Genomic DNA, 17,057 nt, shown 5'->3' with positions numbered 1-17,057 from the left:
GCTCGAAGCGTCCCTGGTAGTTCCGCGGGAAGGAAGCACCATGCGAAAGACGACGAGGTCCGCGTTCGCAGCAGCCTGCGCCGCGTTGGCGGTGACGGCCGCCGCGTGCGGCACGACGAGCGAGAACAGCGGTGCGGCGAAGCCGCAGGACGCGCGGGCGGCGTGCGGCGGCCCGGACCGCCAGTACACGATCGGCATGAGCCAGGCGAACCTCGCCGAGCCCTACCGCGTGCGGATGGACGACGACATCCGCAAGTTCGCCGCGCAGGTCCCCCAGTTCAAGGACGTGCAGTTCGCCGACGCGGCCAAGGACAACGCCAAGCAGGTCTCGGACGTGGAGTCGTTCCTGACCAAGCAGGTCGACCTGCTGATGATCTCGCCGAACGAGGCGGCGCCGCTGACGGACATCGTGCGCCGGGCCTACAACTCGGGGACGCCGGTGGTCCTGCTGGACCGCAAGGTCAACGGGGAGGCGTTCACCACCTACGTCGGCGTGGACAACGAGGCGATCGGCAGGCAGGCGGGCGAGTACTTCAAGAACGTGCTGTTCCCGGACGGCGGCAAGATCGTGGAGATCAAGGGCCTCTCCGGTTCGACACCGGCGCACGAGCGGCACGACGGCTTCATGCAGGGCATCGCCGGCTCGAAGATCGAGATCATCGGCGATGACGACGGCGGCTGGGAGCGGGCGGAGGGCCAGGAGAAGATGGACGCGCTGCTCAAGGCGCACCCGGACGCGCAGGCCGTGTACGCGCACAACGACCCGATGGCGGAGGGTGCCTACCTGGCCGCGCAGGCCGCGGGCAAGGCGGATCAGCTGAAGTTCGTGGGCATCGACGGGTTGCCGATCGAGGCGGGCGGTATCAAAGCGGTGGAGCAGGGCCGGTTGCAGGCCACGTTCCTGAATCCGACCGGTGGCGAGGAGGCCGTGGAAGCGGCGAAGAAGATCCTGGTCGATTGCGAGCCGACGGAGAAGCTGCAAACCCTTCCCACGGAATTGATCACGAAGGAGAACGCGGGTGAGGTGTACGCCCGGCTGAATCAGGGCTGAGACTTCGAGGGCTACCACATCTCACTTCTGATTCGGTGAAGGTGCAGGTCGCGCGCTAGGGCGAAAGTGGCCCTGGCGTGCGACTTTTTCTTTAGCAAAGCGAGACGTCGCCGAAAAGAAATCAAATCCACCTGGTTGGTGGTATTGATCTCCACGCAGTCCCGGTGACCATCTTAATGAGTGAATTTCGGAGTCCGTATTCTCGTTGTTCCGCGATGTCCCTTGGAGCCGGTGCGACCTCTTCCTACGCTGCGGGTGAAACCGAGCGTGTGATCTTGTGCGCCCCCGTTCGAGGGAACCGACCCATCCGTTCCCGACCGCGCACCACCGTCGTATGACCAGGACAACGCTGTCCATTGTGGATAGTGATGTGGGGAGGGCGAGCTTTGATGAGAGACCGCAGGAGTGATGCGCTGCGCACTGCGAGACGGCTGCCGAGGAAGTTCGGTGCGGTGCTCGGCGTGGCGTCGTTGGCGGCCGCCGCGCTGGTCGCCGACGCGGCCACCCACGGCGCGGCGCGCGCCTCGGCGCAGGGGCAGGAGCAGGCGCGCGCGGCGGGCAAGGGCAGCGTCGGATGGGACACGTTCCGCCAGCCGGGCGGGCTCGCCCAGCTGCGCGGATCGGAGCACACCGGGCAGTTCTCCAGCTTCGCCAGGGACGGCAGCAACGACGACGGGTTCAACGGCACCTACTCCTGCCTGCGGCAGGCCGAGCGCGGCTGCGTCATCGCGGAACGCGCGGGTGCGGGCGAGATCTCCTCGATCTGGTTCACCCGCGAACCGTGGGGCGACGTGACCGGGACCGGGAACATCGTGGTCGAGCTGGACGGCCGCACGGTGCTGGACGCGCCGCTGATCGACGTGGTGAGCGGCCGGGTGGGCGCGCCGTTCGAGTGGCCGCTGGTCGGCAACGGCGATGACGCCGCGGGTGGTGCGGTGATCAAGGTGCCGATGCCGTACCGCGAGTCGATGCGGGTGACGGTGCAGAACAACCCGGACTTCTACCACGTGGACTACCGCTCGTTCGGCGACGCGGAGGGCGTGCGGACCTTCGATCCGGCCGATCCGGCGCAGGACGTGCTGGCGCGGCTGCGCAAGTTCGGCATCGCCGACCCGAAGGGCGTGGACCCGGCGGCGCAGCCGACGCGCCGCGACTTCGGCGTCCCCCCGGGCGCCGCGGCCCCGGTGGCGCAGCTGGACGGGCCGGGCCAGATCAACGAGCTGCGGCTGCGCATTCCGCAGGTCGTGCCGAGCCCGCGGGTGATCGACGACGGTCGCGCGTTCGGCGAAGGCGGCGGCAGCCGGTTCGACGCGGCGGTGCACCCGGCCAACGCGGGCGTGCGCATCGTGCGCCGCTTCGACCCGCAGGTCGCCGACCAGGTGGCGGGCCTCAGCGTGGACGGCGCACCGGCAGGCGAGTGGCGCAGCGGCGCCGCGGAACCCGGCGGCTGGGGCGTGCAGGCGATCGACGTGCCCCCGGAGCTGACGGCCGGGAAGTCCTCGATCGAGGTGGCGAACCGCTTCACGTCCTCCTCGCTGGACGTCAACGAGTTCCGCTACGACGTGCAGAGCCTCGTCGGCGGCGAGTGGGTGCGCACCGACGTGCTCGACGTCGGACCGGGCCATCCCGGCGAGGAGGCCGCGCACGGCTACCGCATCGACAACGCGGTGTTCGCCAGGGAGAAGCTGGTGGGCCGCTACGGCTTCAGCCCCGAGGAGGTCACCGCCTCCGAGCACGTGCTGGAGTCGGCGCGGCTGCGCATCACCTTCGACGGCCAGACCACCGTGGACGCTCCGATCGGCGAGTTCTTCGGCTCCGGCCTGGGCGAGCACGACGTGCGCAGCATGATGAGTTCCATCGACCCGGGCGACGGCGGCTGGTACACCGCCTGGTGGCCGATGCCGTTCGACCGCAGCGCCACCGTGGAGATCGTCAACGGCGGCGGCGTCCCGATCGACGGCATGACCGCCGAGGTCTCCGTGGCACCGCGCGAGGCCGACGAGAACGCCGGCTACTTCCACGCCACCCACCACCGCGGCCGGACCGTGGACGGCGAGGACTGGAACTTCCTGGACGCGGACGGTTCGGGCACGTTCTACGGGGTCACGCACACCATGCGCGGCCTGATCCCGCCGAACGCGACGGCGACGCACCGCAACCAGCCGCTGTCCCTGCCGGAGACGAACGCGGCGGCGAACCAGCGCAACTACCTGGAGGGCGACGAGCGCTTCTACGTCAACGGCGAACGCAGCCCCGCCTGGTACGGCACCGGCAGCGAGGACTACTACGAGTCGGGCTGGTACTTCCGGGACGGCACCACGTTCTCGATGCCGCTGGCGGGCAACCCGGCGCACGAGCTGAACGGGGACGGCTGCCAGTACGACTGCACCGGTGCCTACCGGTTGCAGGTGCCGGACGCGGTGCCGTTCAACGACGGCCTGGTCGCGGGCATCGAGCACGGTCCGAACAACGACGAGCCGGGCGACTACAGCTCCACCGCCTACTGGTACGGCGGGCGGCCGGTGTCGCAGGAGGAAGTGGACCGGATCGACGTGTCCGACGAGGGCAGCCGGGACGAGCACGGCTACCGGGCCGAGGGCGAGGTGGTGAACCCGCTGGACTCCCGCTTCGAAGGCACCGACGAGCAGCGCAGCGCGCCGGTGGCGGCCGCGACCGGGCCGGTCGGCTTCGACGTGCAGCTCGGCGAGGACAACCAGGGCGCCCGGCTGCGCCGCATCGGCGACCAGGCGCAGGCCTACCAGCAGGTGGAGGTCCGGGTCGACGGCGCACCGGCGGGCACCTGGCTGCAGCCGCTGGGCAACGAGTCGCACCGCTGGCTGGAGGACGGCTTCGAGCTGCCGGTGGCGTTGACCGAGGGCAAGGAGTCGGTGCGCGTGGAGCTGATCCCGGTGCAGGGAGCTCCGGCCTGGACCGCCTCCGAGTACTCGGTGGTCGCGTTCTGACCCGCTGATCGCGCGCGGTGCCCGGTGGTCCCACGACCACCGGGCACCGTCATGTCCGGGGGTAGCAGCGCGCGCAGGAGTCCAGCGGCCACTCGTTCGGCGTCGGCGGCACGCACACCGCGCCGCAGTCGGCGAGCCCGAGCCGGGCCCGGCCGCCGTGCGCGATCCGGCGTTCGTTGCCGGGGGAGACCCGGTGCACCCGGTCGCTGCTGAACACCCCGCGCCAGCCGCGCGGTTCCGGCGCGGACATGCGCCACTCCCGAATTCCGTTGGTGGGACGCGGAACCGGCGACCCGGTCGGGGAGGGGGAGGCCACCGGTTCCGCGCCGGCGACGGGAGGTTGTCGCTGCGTTGAATCTATAAGCGGCATTGCCATGTAGATAGTCGCCCTTTAGAGGGATCTTGGTCGTGGCCTGGATCCGGCAGACTCCTCGGCGAACGATCGAGGAGGCATCGTGACGAATCCCGGACCGGTCATCCGGCGGCTGGAACTCGGCCTGGAACTGCGCCGCATGCGCGAAGCCGCGGGCGTGGAGCCGAAGGAGATCGCAGAGCTGCTGCGCTGGGACGTCTCCAAGGTGTCGAAGCTGGAGAACGGGGCGCGCACGATCTCGGCCGCCGAGCTCGACCGGATCGCCGAGCGCTGCGGTGTCGACCATGATCGCACCGAACGCGCACACCAGCTCGCCAAGGAAGCCCGCAAGCGCGGGAGCTACGGGCGCGTCCAGGACTGGGCGCGGTCGTACGTCGGCATGGAATCGGTCGCGAGCGAACTGCTGATCCACTACGGCGACATGATCCCCGGCATCTTGCAGACCAAGGCGTACGCCGAAGCACTGCTGGCGCAGGCGATCTCGGTTCGCCCGGAGGACGTGGGGCGGATCGCGGAGAGTCGGGTCGCGCGGCGCGCAAGGCTGACCGGGCCGAATCCGCCCGAACTCTCCGCGGTCCTCGGCGAACCAGCGATTCGCGGGGTCGTGGGTGGCACGGCCGTCATGCGCGAACAGCTCGACTTGCTGCTCGAAACGGCGAAGCTGAAGCACGTCACCTTGCAGGTGCTGCCGTTGTCCGACTGGGCGCACTTGGCGCTGGGATCACCGTTCACCATCCTCAGCCTGGCCGAGCCGGAGAAGACAATCCTGTACTTGGAAGGCTTGACCAACGCGGACTATCTTGCTGGTCCCCAACACCTCAAGTCCTATACCGTAGCGTTCAACCGTTTGAGGGTCGCGGCGCTCAGCGAGTCCGCTTCGGCCGAGCTCATCCGGGACGCAATCGGAAAGCTCGCTTAGCACAGAGAAGGTGGCGCCGTGACCGCCCGCGAAATCCAGGCCGTCAGCTGGCGGAAGTCCACCCGCAGCAACGCCAACGGTGGCGCCTGCGTCGAAGTCGCACTGACCACGGATCACTCTGCCGTCCGCGACTCGAAGCTGGGGCAGGCGAGCCCGGTGCTGGCGTTCGGTTCCGGTGCATTCGGCGCGTTCCTGCGCGGGATCAAGTCCGGGAAGCTCGACCGCTGAGGCGGCACAGCCGCATTTCGACCGATTCCAGGACGATCGGGAGGACGCAGTGCACCGGAACCGGACTTGGCGGAAGTCCAGCCGCAGCAACACGAACGGTGGTGCGTGCGTCGAGGTGGCCGCGGATCATTCGGCGGTGCGCGACTCCAAGTCCGGGGAAGCCGGACCTGTCCTGCGCTTCGAAGCGCGTGCGTTCGCCGCGTTCCTCGCCTGCGTCAAGTCCGGCCGCGTGGACGGGTAGGGCTTGAGCGGCGACGGCGGCACGACCTGGCGGAAGTCCAGTCGCAGCGGGGCGAACAACGAGTGCGTCGAAGTGGCGTTGTCCGTTGAGCGTTCCGCGGTGCGGGATTCGAAGCTGGGGCAGGCGAGCCCGGTGCTGGCCTTCGGCTCCGGTGCGTTCGGCGCGTTCCTGGGGGCGGTCAAGGCGGGTCGCCTCGACCGCTGAGGCGTCAGACGCCGAACGCCGCCGGGTACCGGACGAGCCCGGTCGGGGTGGGGCGCGAGGTGTCCAGGGACAGGGCGAGGAACGCCTCGTCGGGCGCTTCGAACGGCGCGCGCACCCCGAACCCGGAGGCCGGGGTGAACCCGAACCGCGGGTAGTAGTCGACGTGCCCCAGCACGATCACCAGGTTCTCGCCGCGGTCGCGGGCGGCGTCGAGCCCGGCGCGGATCGCCGCCGACCCGGCGCCCCGGCCCTGCTGCTCGGGCAGCACCGCGCACGGCGCGAGCGCCAGCGCCGGTGCGCCGTCCACGTGGCAGCGGCTCAGCAGCGCGTGCCCGACGACCGCGCCGGTGCCGTCCGCGCTGACGGTCGAGAGCCCGTCGATCCACGCGGCCGGATCGGCCCGCAGCGAGTCCACCAGGTCCGCTTCCTCCTCGGTCGGGAACGCGGCGGCGTTCACCGCGCGCACGGCCGCCACGTCGGCGGGAGCCTCCGCCCGAGTCGTCCACATAGGACCCGTCCTCCTCGTTCCGGCACCGACGGCATCCCGACGGCGTGCAGCTCGGGACGCTAGCACCGGCCTTCCGCCGCCCGCCGCCGAATTCCGGCGGTACGGCACGCGGCGATCGCACCGGAGTGACGCGCGCCTCCCACCACCGAACCCGTCCCGTGTTGACGAACCCGGGCGCGGAACGACGTGGTCTAGGTATGGTCCCGCCCCGTGGATCAACGGTGGCAGCTGAACGAGGAAGACCTCGGGCCGGAGGAAGTCCGGAACCCCGAGCGACCGGAGGCGGCGGACGACCTGCTTCGAGGTCGGGACCCGGAGTGTGTCGTCACGGTCCGCGTGACCGACACCGGGGAGTTCCGCTCGGTCGAGCTGGCCTCCGGCTGGAAGCGCACTACTGATCCGCGCAGCCTGCCCGTGCACGTCGTAGCGGCCGCGAACGACGCGACCATGCGGGCGGCGACGGCACAGGCCGAGCTCGTGCAATCCGCTCCCCCGGCCACTCGGACCGAACCGGCCGAAGGCATCGCCGCCTCCGATGACCCGATCACGGCAGCCGACGCGATGCAGCTCATCAACGCCGTGTCCACCGACCTGGCGGCGTTCAACCAGCGGATGACGGAGGCCATCGGCGCGACGGTGTCCGGTCAGAGCAGCGGCGGCCATGTCCGGGGGACGTCGAAACAAGGCCAGATCCTGGACCTCGTCATCGACGCGACCTGGTGCAGCGCGGCGCGCAACACCGAGATCGAAGGCGAACTCGCCGACGTCCTGCGAGTCCTGCGCGACAAAGCCGTCCCGGGCGATGTGGCCAACGGACCGCAGAGTCCGGCGATCTCCCAACTGTTCGCCCTGGCGAGCGACCCGCAGCGATTCCTCCGCCGTCTCGGCTTCAGCACCGACCAGCCCCCGAAGGGACTCTGATGGCACCCCCGCACGGCGAAGGCATCACAACCGCCCTCGACGCCATGCACACCGACGCCGCCCTATGGCGCGAACAGGCCGAAGCGATGAACGGTCCCAAGCAAGCCGTGGAAGCGGTGAAGATCGAGCCAGGACAGCGGTTCTTCCTCAGCGACGAACTCGGCCTGGACGACACGTTGGAAGAGCTGCGCGTTGCGATCGGCAGCCTGATCGATCAGGGACAGCAGTACTTCCACAAGGTCGCCGACGACTTGACCGCTGCTGCGCAGCAGTACCAAGCCGACGACGACGCTGCCATGCAAAAGCTGCACAATCTGCTTGGAGAACACCCGTGACCGCATCCACCGGCGACGATGTGATCCACATGGTGAGCGGAAAGCTCACCGAAGTCCAAGAAATGATGCAGAAGCTCTGCGACGGAGTCAACCAGCTACTGAGCTGGGTTCCGGAAGCCTTCATGCACTTGATCGAACCGATCAAGAAGGGCATGGAGGAAATCGTGAAGCTGCACAAGCAGATGTTCGACCAGATCATGCAGACCGTGGAACGGGCCGGCAGCCCCAGCCTGCTGCGGGCCGCGTCCCAACAGTGGGCTGATCTGGTGGCCGCGAAGTTGGGCACCGTCGCGGGTGATCTCAAACTTGACAAGCACCGCACCAACATCGAGTGGGAAGGGCGTGCGGCGGAAGCGTACAAGGCACTGGTTCCCGGCCAAGCCGACGCGGTCAACGGCGCCAAGTCGGCTGCGGACAAGATGGTCACCGCGCTCGACACGCTGGCTAACGCCGTCCAGATGTTCTGGATCTCCATCAGTATCGCGGTGGTAACGTTCCTCGGTGGACTGGCTACCGCAATTGCGGGTTGTATTGGAGTTGTTACGGCGCCGCCTGGGTTAGCATTCGGCGTCAGTGTCGGCGTCGCCGCGATCGGCCTTGCCACAGCTGCCTTCAGTGCGTTCACCGGTGCCATCCAGCCGATTAACTCGCAGATGAAATCCGCGCAGAAGACCATCGACGAACTCGGCGGGAAATGGGCGACGCCGGAGAACGGTGTTGACTTGAGTGACGGTAGCTCCAGTGATGGGGACGAGTCGAACTGGGAGGCGCGGTGATCATTCCAATCCCGGTTGGTCCGCAGCCGCCGCCGAACTACATTCAGGTTTCGCCCAGTTGGGCGCGAAAGGTGAAGACTCGGCTGGTTTTGCTGGGCCTAATTCTGTTGGTGGGGTCCCCAGTGATTGCGGTTGCCGCGATCTGGTGGGCTTTCGAATTGTCGGCTGCTGAAAATGCTGCCATGATTTTGGTGTCAGGCCTGTGCGGCCTATCTGGATTCTTTTCAATGATGGCCGGCGGGTTCGCTCTGATCGGTCAGTCCTATGTCAAGCGTGGTTGGCTGAACGTGACTTACGCTGCGGGCGTATGGCGCGCGTCGCTGGTGATCTGGATCAGTTGCGTATTCTTCGGCTTCCTGGGTGGCGCCTTGTTCATCCTGCTCGTGGGCGCGTCGGTTCGGAGGGGTGGCGCGTTCGATATGGAAAGCATTGCCTGCCTTGGGATGATGGTTCTACCTGCCGTCTTGTCTGGAATGTGTTTTGTGCTGGCTATTCACAAGCTTCGCGTCTGAGCTCAGAAGATTGGCCGCGTGGTCATCGCCGTTCCGCATCGGCAAGTTGCGTTCTCTTCCCTGATGGCATTGCAGTCAGATTTGCCCGAGGGGTGAGAGTGATTCCGCCGTCTCGGCTGGGGTGTCCTTTGCGTTGGCCTCAGGCGGTCGAACGGTCACGGTGCGGTTGAGATCTCGCTCTCGCCATGGCCGTCGCCCTGGATTGCTTCAAGTTGCCGGGGGTGCGATCATCCGCGGTCACGCAGTGCGGTTGATGCAGGTCAGGGGAATGCGTAAATCTCTGCCTCGGAAACCATTGAGCTGAACGGGTGGCGATCACCCGCGGCGCGTCACCAACTACTGTGTTGATCGTCATACAGGTGGTTGAGTAGGTTCCCGCACGCGGGGCGGGGCGGGCGTGCACCATGCTCAGCTGACGCGTGGACATGCCAGGGGAGGAAGCATGACCGGGTTCAGGATAGACCCAGAGGCGCTCGAGGCGGCGATCCGAAAGCTCGAGGATGCGCGGGACGATGCGCGGGCGCTGGCTCGGAAGTCTCAGTTGGCAATGCCAGGTGAGTTGACTGCGAAGGACGCAACCACGTCGACGGCGAGGGAGCTCTTCCAGGCGCGCGCGAGCGGTGCTGATGCGTCAATGCAGGGCGCGGCGAGCGCCATCGTCGATCAATTGACGGTGAAGATTGATTCGTATCGTCAGACTCTTGAAGAATATCGACGAGCTGAAGAAAATGCGACGGTGGACGCTGATCGAGTCGGGCGGGCGTGACGTTTAATGGCGATGAATAACGGCGGTAAGTTGCGTCTCGCGGTTTTTCTGGCTTCGTCTGCGGTCGCTATTTCCGGATGTGCGATCGGTGGTGATGGCGGGAGTGACGGTGCTGACTCTTCCGCTCCGTTGGTAGAGCCGACAGAGGTTACGGACCCGCTCGATGCTGCTGCGGTGAAGCAGTGCGACTTGCTTAAGGCTGACGATGCCAAATCGCTAGGTCTGGAGCCCGTTGGGGAGATTTCGCCGAACGAGACGGATCCGACGATTCCTGATTCCTGTGAATGGCAATCTGCGGGCGGGGAGACGTCGGTCGCTTTGACGGTCATACCTGGTCGTTCAATCCAGCAGTATAGGGATTCTTCGGCGAGTTATGTCGACTTCTCTGAGATGAATATTGCCGGTCATCCGGCGGTGCAGGCGAACAACTCTCTCCCTGAACAGGGTAGTTGTGGAATCTACCTTGCAACCAAGGATGATCAGATCTTGTTTTCTTTCGCATTCGATACGCCTTCTGATGGTAGTAGATTTGATCCGTGTTCGTATGCGAAGGGTGCACTTGAGCGGTCGGTTCCAGGTCTTCCTTCGGTAAAGTGATTGAGGTTGGGGATGTCTTCTTCTGTTGCGGGTTCTAGCTCGATCGTTGGCTCGGGAATTTGTTTCGCCGGGATCGCGAAGCAGCTGCGTGCTGATATGGGGGGATCCCCTGATGCTGGTTCGTTGCCGCAGGCTCTGAATCACGGTAGTGCGGGCTGGGATTCGGCGAAGAGTAAATTTGAGAGCCTGGCAACGGATATCGAGGATGCTCTTCGTGGTGCCGAGTCCGCCCACGAGGGGCGTGCTGCCGACGCCGCCAACGCCTCGATCAATGAAATTGTCCCGCACGCTCGTGCCGCGTCGGAGACCGCAGGCGCTGTGAGCAAGGCGCTCGCGGCGCAGGCCAACACCCAGACCTCCACGTTCCACGAGATCCCCGGTAAGGGCGAGACGCTCAGTAACGGCCGTGAGGTGCAGCTCGACCCGCCGCAGAAGGGCTGGGTCGAGGAAGGCGGTTGGGACGACACCTGGATCCTCGGGTGGGCCAGCGACTACGAGGAGCGGATGGAGGACTTCCAGCTCACCAACGATCGCGCGGTCGAGATCAAGGAGCGGTACCAGCGGGAGACCGAGGCCAACCTCAACTCGGTGCCCGAGTTCCAGCCCATGCCCGGGGAGGAGTCGAACTCGCCCGCCCCCGGCGCGACCACGCCGTCCGCGCGGGATGCGATGGGGAATTCGCAGTTCAGCAGCGTGTCCTCGCACAGCGGTGGGGTTCCGGCGGGGACGTCGTCCTCGTGGGCTTCGTCGCCGGTGTCGAGTGGTGGGGCTCCGCCGCTGAGCACCGGGAATCCCGGTGGCGGTCCGGCGGGCACGGGTTCGTCGTGGGCTCAGCCGCCGGTGCAGAACGGCGGGTTGCCGCCGGGTGTGGTGCGCGGGCCGGACGGCACGTTGTACCGGCAGAACCCGCAGACCGGCGCGTGGGAGCGGCAGAACCCGTACAACGGTCGCTGGGCTCCGGCGCCGGGCGGTGGTCCTGGTGGCGCCGCGGGTGGTCGCGGTGGCGTCGGTGCTGGTGGTTCCGGGGGTCGCATGGGCGGCCTCGGCGCCGGTGCGGGTGCTGGTGCCGGTTCGGGCACGGGCGCCGGTGGTCGCGCCGGGATCGGTGGCCTGGGCGGTGCCGGTGGCGGGACGTCCGCGTCCGGTGGCGCCGGTGCGACCGGTGCTCGCGGCGGTGCGGGCGCGCCGGGCGGCATGGGCGGTGGTCAGCGCGGTGCGAAGCAGGGCGAGGACGCCGAGCACGAGCGCCCCAGCTGGCTCATCGAGGAGGAAGACGTGTTCACCAACGACATGCGGGCGGTCGCCCCGCCGGTCTTCGGCGACTGGGAGAACCAGGACCGCTGATGACCCGAGGCCGGATGTCGATCAGCCCGCTGGCCGCCGCCTACCTGTGCGAGCGGTTCGACAGCCACGTCCACCCGCTGCTGCGGGTGGGCAGGCTGGCGGGCGAACCCACCCGGGACGAGCTGGCCCGCGCCGCCGAACTCGGCAGGCAGGACCTCGCTCGTCGCGGGTACCTGGAACGCGATGAGCTGCACCCGTTCCTGGACGACGCGTGGCAACTGCTGTCCCGGCCGCCGCTGGCGGTCGGGGTGGCGGTGCACGCCAAGCGCGGCACCTCGTTCAACGCGGTCTGCGTCGAACACGGCCGGGCCACGGTGCAGGCGTACCAGGCCGATGGCGAGAACAACGACGACCTGCAGGACATCGTGCTCAGCAGGAACGAGTACGGCGGTCCCGCGGGCAACGCCGTCGAACTGATCGGCAGCCCGCCGCCGGGCAAGGGCGGCACCGCCAGCGTGCCGGTCGACGCGCTCGACAACGCCACCCACCGGATGCGGCGCAACCCCACCGGCACCCTGCTCAGCGCGCTCACCGGGGCCGGGGTGAAGAGCGCCGACGCGCGAGTGCTGGCGACGGTGCTCACCGCGGAACGCGAACTGGACGGGGTGTTCACCGTGCGCAGCCACGACCGCCGGGTCGGGCGCACGCACCGGCCGCCGTTCTCGGTGTCGTTCTTCACCGGGCCGGACGGCTGCTACCTGACGCAGAAGCGGGAAGGGGGCGACGGGCGGCAGTGGTTCACCGTCGCGCCCGCCGACCGGCGCAAGCTCACCGCCAAGATCGACGAGATGGCGCGGATGGTGGCGCTGCCCGCCGCCCGGTGACTCACCGGCGGGTGGTGCTGCCCCGCGCGACGAGGTGGGCCGACAACGTGCGCGTCGCCGGCTCGCCCACGTCACCTCCGATGCGGCGCAGCAGCAGCTGCGCGCCCAGCGCGCCCACGTCGTACGCGGGCTGCGCGACCACGCTCAACGGCGGATCCAGCAGCGTCGCCCACGGCGCGTCGTCGAACGCGATCACGCCGACGTCGCGGCCGGGGCGCAGACCCAGTTCGCCCAAGGTCTCCAGCACGCCCACCGCCATCGCGTTGTTCGCGACCAGCAGCGCGTCCGGCGGCTCCGGCCGGTCCAGCAGCTGCCGGGCCGCGCGCCGGGCACCCGCCGCGCGGAACTCGGTGTGCCGCACCAGGCCCGCATCGGTGAGGCCCGCCGTGCGCAGCCCTTCGCGGTAGCCGGCCAGCCGCGCGTCCGCCGTCGGCATTCCGCTCGGGCCCGTCAGGCAGCCGATGCGGCAATAGCCCTCGTCGGCCAGGTGCAGCGTCGCGCTCCGCGCCGCCCCACCGCTGTCCACCAGCACCGTGTCCCCGCCACCCGGCAGCGGCCGGTCCAGCGCGACCACCGGCACGGCGTGCGCGCGCAGCAGGGCGGCGCTCTCCTCCCGACCCGTCGGCGACACCAGCACCCCGGCGACGCGTTCCTGCAACGCCACGTCCAGGTATTCGCGCTCCTTCGCCGGATCGTCATCGGAATTGCACAGCACCACCGAATAGCCCGCGGCGTGCGCCACGTCCTCCACGCCGCGGGAGATCGCGGTGAAGAACGGGTTCTCGATGTCCGAGATGATCAGCGCCAGCACCGCCGTCTCCTGCTTGCGCAGGTTCCGGGCCGGGCCGTTCGGGCGGTAACCCAGCTCGTCCGCCGCGGCCACCACCCGCGCCGCCAGCGCCGGATCGACCGTGCTCTTGCCGTTCAGCGCCCGCGACACCGTCGCGGTGGAGACCCCGGCCCTGGCCGCCACATCACTGATCGTCGCCACCGGACCTCCTGCTGTCGGCTGGCCGCGTGGTCGCGGCGCGGATTCCTTGACAGTTCCGACGAAGCCAGAATAACTTCCGAGAAATCGATTGCTCATAACCCGGTCGGTCAACGGTGCACGAACTCGGGTGCAGGCGGCAGGCGCGGAACTCCAGCGCAGGCGGATCCGGGGCGACCGGCCGGGGGCGGTGCAAGTCGAGGCGTCGGCGTCCCGAAACCGGGAGCCAGGCGCGTCCGGACCCAGCACGTTCCGAGAACCTGGGAGGCCCTGTGGCCCGCATCGGTGTCATCTCCATCTCCGACGGTCGTGATCACGTGCACGCGCGCAACGCCGACTTCATCCGGCTCAAGCAGGACGCCCTCGTCGCCGCGCTCACCGCGGCCGGGCACGACGTGGTCGCCGGGAGAGAACTCGTCGCCGACAACGTGCTCGCCACCACCGTGGCTCGCGAAGTCGCCGCCGCCGACGTGGACGTCACCGTCCTCTACTACGCCGTCTGGTCGTTCCCGCACTTCACGATGCTCGCCGCCGATGCCACCCGCAGCCCGCTGGTGCTCGTCGCCAGCACCGACCCCACCGAACCCGGCCTCGTCGGCATGCTCGCCGCGGGCGGTGCGCTCGACCAGATCGGGCGCAAGCACACCCGCGCCTGGGGAGCCCCCGACGACCCGGAACTCGCCGCGACCATCGGCGTCCAGGCCACCGCGGCCGCCGCCGTCGCCTCGCTGCGCGGCTCCACCTTCGGGCGCTTCGGCGGCCGGCCCATGGGCATGAACACCGCCGTCGCCAACACCGACCAGTGGCAGCGGCAGTTCGGCATCGACGTCGAGGAGATCGACCAGTACGAACTCGTGCTGCGCGCCGAGAAGGCCGACGCCGCCGAAGCCCGCAAAGCCCGCGAGTGGATCGAGCAGCACGCCGCCGGAGTGCACTACGACGGCGCGAAGCTCACCCCCGAACTGCTCGAACGCCAGCTCCGCTCCTACATCGCCGTCCGCGAGATCATCGCCGAGCGGCACCTCGACTTCTCCGGTATCAAGGGCCAGCCGGAACTCACCGAGAACTTCGCGACCATGGACGTCACCGAGGCCTTCCTCAACGACCCCTACGACTGGAACGGCCCCAAGGACACCCACGTCTGCGCCACCGAAGCCGACATGGACGGCGCGCTCACCATGCAGCTGTTCAAGCAGGTCGCCCGCACCCCGGTGCTGTTCGCGGACGTGCGGCACTACCACGCGGACCGCGACATCTGGGACCTGTGCAACTCCGGCCAGCACGCCACCTGGTACGCGGCGCGCAGCGACGACCCGGCCGAGAACCTCGCCAAGGTCAACTTCTATCCGGAGGTGTTCTTCTTCCCCGCGGGCGGCGCCTCCGTGCAGCACATCGCCGCGCCCGGTCAGATGACCCTCGGTCGGCTCACCAGACAAGCGGGGGAGTACCGGCTGCAGCTGATGCTCGGCGAGTTCGAGAACTACGACGAGGACACCAACCACGCCCTCGTCCAGCAGTCCACCCCGGAATGGCCGCACGCGTTCGCCCGGCTCGACGCGCCCGGCGAGGTGTTCCTGTCGAAGTTCGGCGCCAACCACGTGCACGCCGTGCCCGGCGACCACCGCGCCGAACTCCGCGCCGTCGCCGACCAGCTCGGCGTCCGGCTCGACGAGTGGACCCGCGGGGCCTGAACCGGCGACCTGATCGAACAAGCCGGAACGGGCCGAATCAAACACGCGGGCCGCTCGCGCTGAAGCGCAGGTCAACGCGCCTGTCCAGCGGCCATCGGCGGGAACCGGGCTCCCGCCGGTGGCTGAGCGGACCGCGCGCGTGCCCGAATCGGACAGGAGTGCGGATCGCCCGGACGACGGGTCTTTACGATGCCGCGGGGAACACCGGACGAGCGGGAGGAACAGGCGATGGCTGAGGGCGTGCTGATCGGGATCGACATCGGAACGTCGAGTTCCAAGGGAGTCCTGGTCACCACCGACGGGCGGATCGTGGCCAGGTCGACCAAACCGCACGACACCTCCTACCCGCACCCGGGCTGGGTCGAGCACGACGCGGAATCGGTGTGGTGGAACGACTTCACCGCCATCGTGCGCGACCTGCTGCCCGCCGCCGAGGGACGCACGATCGAAGGACTCGGCGTCAGCGGCATCGGACCGGTGCTGCTGCCCGCCGACGGCGACGGCAACCCGCTGCGGCCCGCGATCCTCTACGGCGTCGACACCCGGGCCACCACCGAGATCGCCGAGCTCACCGAGGAGTTCGGCGCCGACGAGATCCTGCGCCGCGGCGGCTCCGCGCTGACCAGCCAGGCCGTCGGACCGAAGATCCGGTGGCTCGCCAAGAACGAACCCGAGGTGTACGCGCGCACCGAGAAGCTGCTCATGTGCAGCTCCTACCTGGTGCACCGGCTGACCGGGCGGTACGTGCTCGACCACCACTCCGCCAGCCAGTGCGACCCGCTCTACGACTTGCAGGCCCGCGACTGGTCGAAGGACTGGGCGCAGCGCGTCGCCCCCGACCTGCCGCTGCCCGAGCTGGCCTGGCCCACCGAGGTCGTCGGCCGGGTCGGGGCGAACGCCGCCGCCGAAACCGGACTGCCCGAAGGGCTCCCCGTCACCACCGGCACCATCGACGCCTGGGCGGAGGCCACCAGCGCGGGCGTGCGCGAACCCGGCGACGTGATGCTCATGTACGGCACCACCATGTTCTTCGTGCAGGTGCTCACCGACCCGCGGCCGCACTCCGCGCTGTGGGGGACCTGCGGCGTCTTCCCGGACACCTACACGCTCGCCGCGGGCATGGCGACCTCCGGTGCCGTCACCGACTGGATCCGGCGGCTCGTCGACGGCGACTTCGCCGAACTCGTCGAGCAAGCCGCGGGCGCGCCCGCCGGGAGTCGCGGCCTGCTGCTGCTGCCGTACTTCGCGGGGGAGCGCACGCCGATCTTCGACCCGGACGCGCGCGGCGCGCTGCTCGGGCTCACCACCAGCCACGGCCGGGCCGAGGTCTACCGGGCGGCGCTGGAAGGCATCGGTTACGGGGTGCGGCACAACCTCGAAGCGATGAGCTCCGCGGGCGGCCGGGCCGGGCGGCTCGTCGCCGTCGGCGGCGGCACCCAGGGCGGGCTGTGGACGCAGATCGTCTCCGACATCTCCGGCCAGGAGCAGCAGATCCCCAGCGAGACCGTCGGCGCCGCGTTCGGCGACGCGCTGATGGCCGGGATCGCCACCGGCACCGCCGTGGACGAGCGGCAGTGGAACCCGGTGGCCCGCACCGTCGTGCCCGACCCGGAGCGCACCGAGCGGTACGACGCCTTCTACCAGCACTACCTGGAGCTCTACCGGGCCACCGCGGACATCCAGCACTTCCTCGCGGGACAGCAGCACGCCGCTGACGCCTGAGTTCGTTCGCTCCTCTTGCGGAGCGGGGCGGGTGGCGGAACCTCAGCGGGATTCTCGCTGCGGGATCGTTTTCACCGGTGGCTCCGCCACAGGC

Annotated in this window: 19 protein-coding genes; 16 read left to right on the top strand and 3 right to left on the bottom strand. The window is 68.8% G+C overall.

Annotated features, from left to right (window positions below):
• Window positions 1–40: 40 nt before the first annotated feature.
• Window positions 41–1,051 carry a substrate-binding domain-containing protein gene (locus AC29IT_RS22835; RefSeq protein ID WP_358442693.1) on the top strand — a complete coding sequence of 337 codons (1,011 nt, stop codon included), beginning with the start codon at window positions 41–43 and terminating at the stop codon, window positions 1,049–1,051.
• Window positions 1,052–1,440: 389 nt separating this feature from the next.
• Complete coding sequence (locus tag AC29IT_RS22830) at window positions 1,441–4,014, top strand: glycoside hydrolase family 172 protein (protein WP_488220062.1); 2,574 nt, start codon at window positions 1,441–1,443, stop codon at window positions 4,012–4,014.
• A 49-nt stretch (window positions 4,015–4,063) separates the two neighbouring features.
• On the opposite strand, the gene AC29IT_RS22825 is transcribed toward AC29IT_RS22830, so the two are convergent.
• A complete protein-coding gene (locus AC29IT_RS22825) occupies window positions 4,064–4,264 on the bottom strand; it encodes a hypothetical protein (protein ID WP_358442698.1) in 201 nt (66 codons plus the stop codon).
• Window positions 4,265–4,469: 205 nt separating this feature from the next.
• Here AC29IT_RS22825 and AC29IT_RS22820 point away from each other — a divergent pair, with 205 nt between their 5' ends.
• The 4 genes from AC29IT_RS22820 to AC29IT_RS22805 are packed head-to-tail and all read left to right on the top strand — an operon-like array spanning window position 4,470 to window position 5,979.
• The gene (locus AC29IT_RS22820; protein ID WP_358442700.1) at window positions 4,470–5,306 is read left to right on the top strand and encodes a helix-turn-helix domain-containing protein; all 837 of its coding nucleotides are present in this window, start codon (window positions 4,470–4,472) and stop codon (window positions 5,304–5,306) included.
• A gap of 18 nt (window positions 5,307–5,324) precedes the next feature.
• Window positions 5,325–5,534, top strand: coding sequence for a DUF397 domain-containing protein (locus tag AC29IT_RS22815; protein WP_358442703.1), 210 nt, complete (start codon window positions 5,325–5,327; stop codon window positions 5,532–5,534).
• Window positions 5,482–5,775: a DUF397 domain-containing protein gene (locus AC29IT_RS22810; RefSeq protein WP_488220061.1), complete on the top strand. Its 294-nt coding sequence runs from the start codon at window positions 5,482–5,484 to the stop codon at window positions 5,773–5,775. The genes AC29IT_RS22815 and AC29IT_RS22810 overlap by 53 nt, the downstream gene beginning before the upstream one ends.
• A 3-nt stretch (window positions 5,776–5,778) precedes the next feature.
• A complete protein-coding gene (locus AC29IT_RS22805; RefSeq protein ID WP_488220060.1) occupies window positions 5,779–5,979 on the top strand; it encodes a DUF397 domain-containing protein in 201 nt (66 codons plus the stop codon).
• A gap of 4 nt (window positions 5,980–5,983) precedes the next feature.
• Here the strand turns inward: AC29IT_RS22805 and AC29IT_RS22800 are convergent, their stop codons facing one another.
• A complete protein-coding gene (locus tag AC29IT_RS22800; RefSeq protein WP_488220059.1) occupies window positions 5,984–6,487 on the bottom strand; it encodes a GNAT family N-acetyltransferase in 504 nt (167 codons plus the stop codon).
• A gap of 336 nt (window positions 6,488–6,823) precedes the next feature.
• Here AC29IT_RS22800 and AC29IT_RS22795 point away from each other — a divergent pair, with 336 nt between their 5' ends.
• From AC29IT_RS22795 to AC29IT_RS22760, 8 genes are all read left to right on the top strand, one after another.
• A complete protein-coding gene (locus AC29IT_RS22795; protein WP_488220058.1) occupies window positions 6,824–7,408 on the top strand; it encodes a hypothetical protein in 585 nt (194 codons plus the stop codon).
• Window positions 7,408–7,743 (top strand): hypothetical protein, encoded by a 336-nt coding sequence (locus tag AC29IT_RS22790; protein WP_488220057.1) that lies wholly within the window; start codon window positions 7,408–7,410, stop codon window positions 7,741–7,743. The genes AC29IT_RS22795 and AC29IT_RS22790 overlap by 1 nt, the downstream gene beginning before the upstream one ends.
• Window positions 7,740–8,519: a hypothetical protein gene (locus AC29IT_RS22785; protein ID WP_488220056.1), complete on the top strand. Its 780-nt coding sequence runs from the start codon at window positions 7,740–7,742 to the stop codon at window positions 8,517–8,519. Before AC29IT_RS22790 ends, AC29IT_RS22785 begins: the two co-directional genes overlap by 4 nt.
• On the top strand, window positions 8,516–9,031 hold the full coding sequence (locus AC29IT_RS22780) for a hypothetical protein (RefSeq protein ID WP_488220055.1): 516 nt from the start codon (window positions 8,516–8,518) through the stop codon (window positions 9,029–9,031). The genes AC29IT_RS22785 and AC29IT_RS22780 overlap by 4 nt, the downstream gene beginning before the upstream one ends.
• Window positions 9,032–9,473: 442 nt before the next feature.
• The gene (locus tag AC29IT_RS22775) at window positions 9,474–9,797 is read left to right on the top strand and encodes a hypothetical protein (protein ID WP_488220054.1); all 324 of its coding nucleotides are present in this window, start codon (window positions 9,474–9,476) and stop codon (window positions 9,795–9,797) included.
• A gap of 6 nt (window positions 9,798–9,803) precedes the next feature.
• Window positions 9,804–10,394, top strand: coding sequence for a DUF3558 family protein (locus AC29IT_RS22770; RefSeq protein ID WP_488220053.1), 591 nt, complete (start codon window positions 9,804–9,806; stop codon window positions 10,392–10,394).
• A 318-nt stretch (window positions 10,395–10,712) separates the two neighbouring features.
• Complete coding sequence (locus AC29IT_RS22765; protein WP_488220052.1) at window positions 10,713–11,738, top strand: hypothetical protein; 1,026 nt, start codon at window positions 10,713–10,715, stop codon at window positions 11,736–11,738.
• On the top strand, window positions 11,738–12,562 hold the full coding sequence (locus AC29IT_RS22760) for an ESX secretion-associated protein EspG (protein ID WP_488220051.1): 825 nt from the start codon (window positions 11,738–11,740) through the stop codon (window positions 12,560–12,562). Before AC29IT_RS22765 ends, AC29IT_RS22760 begins: the two co-directional genes overlap by 1 nt.
• A 1-nt stretch (window position 12,563) precedes the next feature.
• Here the strand turns inward: AC29IT_RS22760 and AC29IT_RS22755 are convergent, their stop codons facing one another.
• Window positions 12,564–13,553, bottom strand: coding sequence for a LacI family DNA-binding transcriptional regulator (locus tag AC29IT_RS22755; RefSeq protein ID WP_488220050.1), 990 nt, complete (start codon window positions 13,551–13,553; stop codon window positions 12,564–12,566).
• Window positions 13,554–13,822: 269 nt separating this feature from the next.
• Between AC29IT_RS22755 and AC29IT_RS22750 the strand changes: the two genes are divergently transcribed.
• Window positions 13,823–15,241, top strand: a complete 1,419-nt coding sequence (locus tag AC29IT_RS22750) for an L-fucose/L-arabinose isomerase family protein (protein ID WP_488220049.1) — start codon at window positions 13,823–13,825, stop codon at window positions 15,239–15,241.
• 228 nt (window positions 15,242–15,469) lie between these two features.
• Entirely contained in the window at window positions 15,470–16,963 is a 1,494-nt protein-coding gene (locus AC29IT_RS22745; protein WP_358442741.1) for an FGGY-family carbohydrate kinase, read from the top strand.
• The last annotated feature ends 94 nt before the right edge of the window (window positions 16,964–17,057 follow it).

It is taken from the genome of Saccharopolyspora sp. MMCC62 (assembly GCF_057736575.1).
This window is presented reverse-complemented; position numbering and strand designations above follow the sequence as displayed.

Coding starts and splice junctions, on each gene's coding strand:
- AC29IT_RS22830 (WP_488220062.1), top strand. CDS start 1,441: ATGAGAGACCGCAGGAGTGATGCGCTGCGCACTGCGAGACGGCTGCCG.
- AC29IT_RS22790 (WP_488220057.1), top strand. CDS start 7,408: ATGGCACCCCCGCACGGCGAAGGCATCACAACCGCCCTCGACGCCATG.
- AC29IT_RS22835 (WP_358442693.1), top strand. CDS start 41: ATGCGAAAGACGACGAGGTCCGCGTTCGCAGCAGCCTGCGCCGCGTTG.
- AC29IT_RS22745 (WP_358442741.1), top strand. CDS start 15,470: ATGGCTGAGGGCGTGCTGATCGGGATCGACATCGGAACGTCGAGTTCC.
- AC29IT_RS22760 (WP_488220051.1), top strand. CDS start 11,738: ATGACCCGAGGCCGGATGTCGATCAGCCCGCTGGCCGCCGCCTACCTG.
- AC29IT_RS22775 (WP_488220054.1), top strand. CDS start 9,474: ATGACCGGGTTCAGGATAGACCCAGAGGCGCTCGAGGCGGCGATCCGA.
- AC29IT_RS22825 (WP_358442698.1), bottom strand. CDS start 4,264: ATGTCCGCGCCGGAACCGCGCGGCTGGCGCGGGGTGTTCAGCAGCGAC.
- AC29IT_RS22770 (WP_488220053.1), top strand. CDS start 9,804: ATGGCGATGAATAACGGCGGTAAGTTGCGTCTCGCGGTTTTTCTGGCT.
- AC29IT_RS22800 (WP_488220059.1), bottom strand. CDS start 6,487: ATGTGGACGACTCGGGCGGAGGCTCCCGCCGACGTGGCGGCCGTGCGC.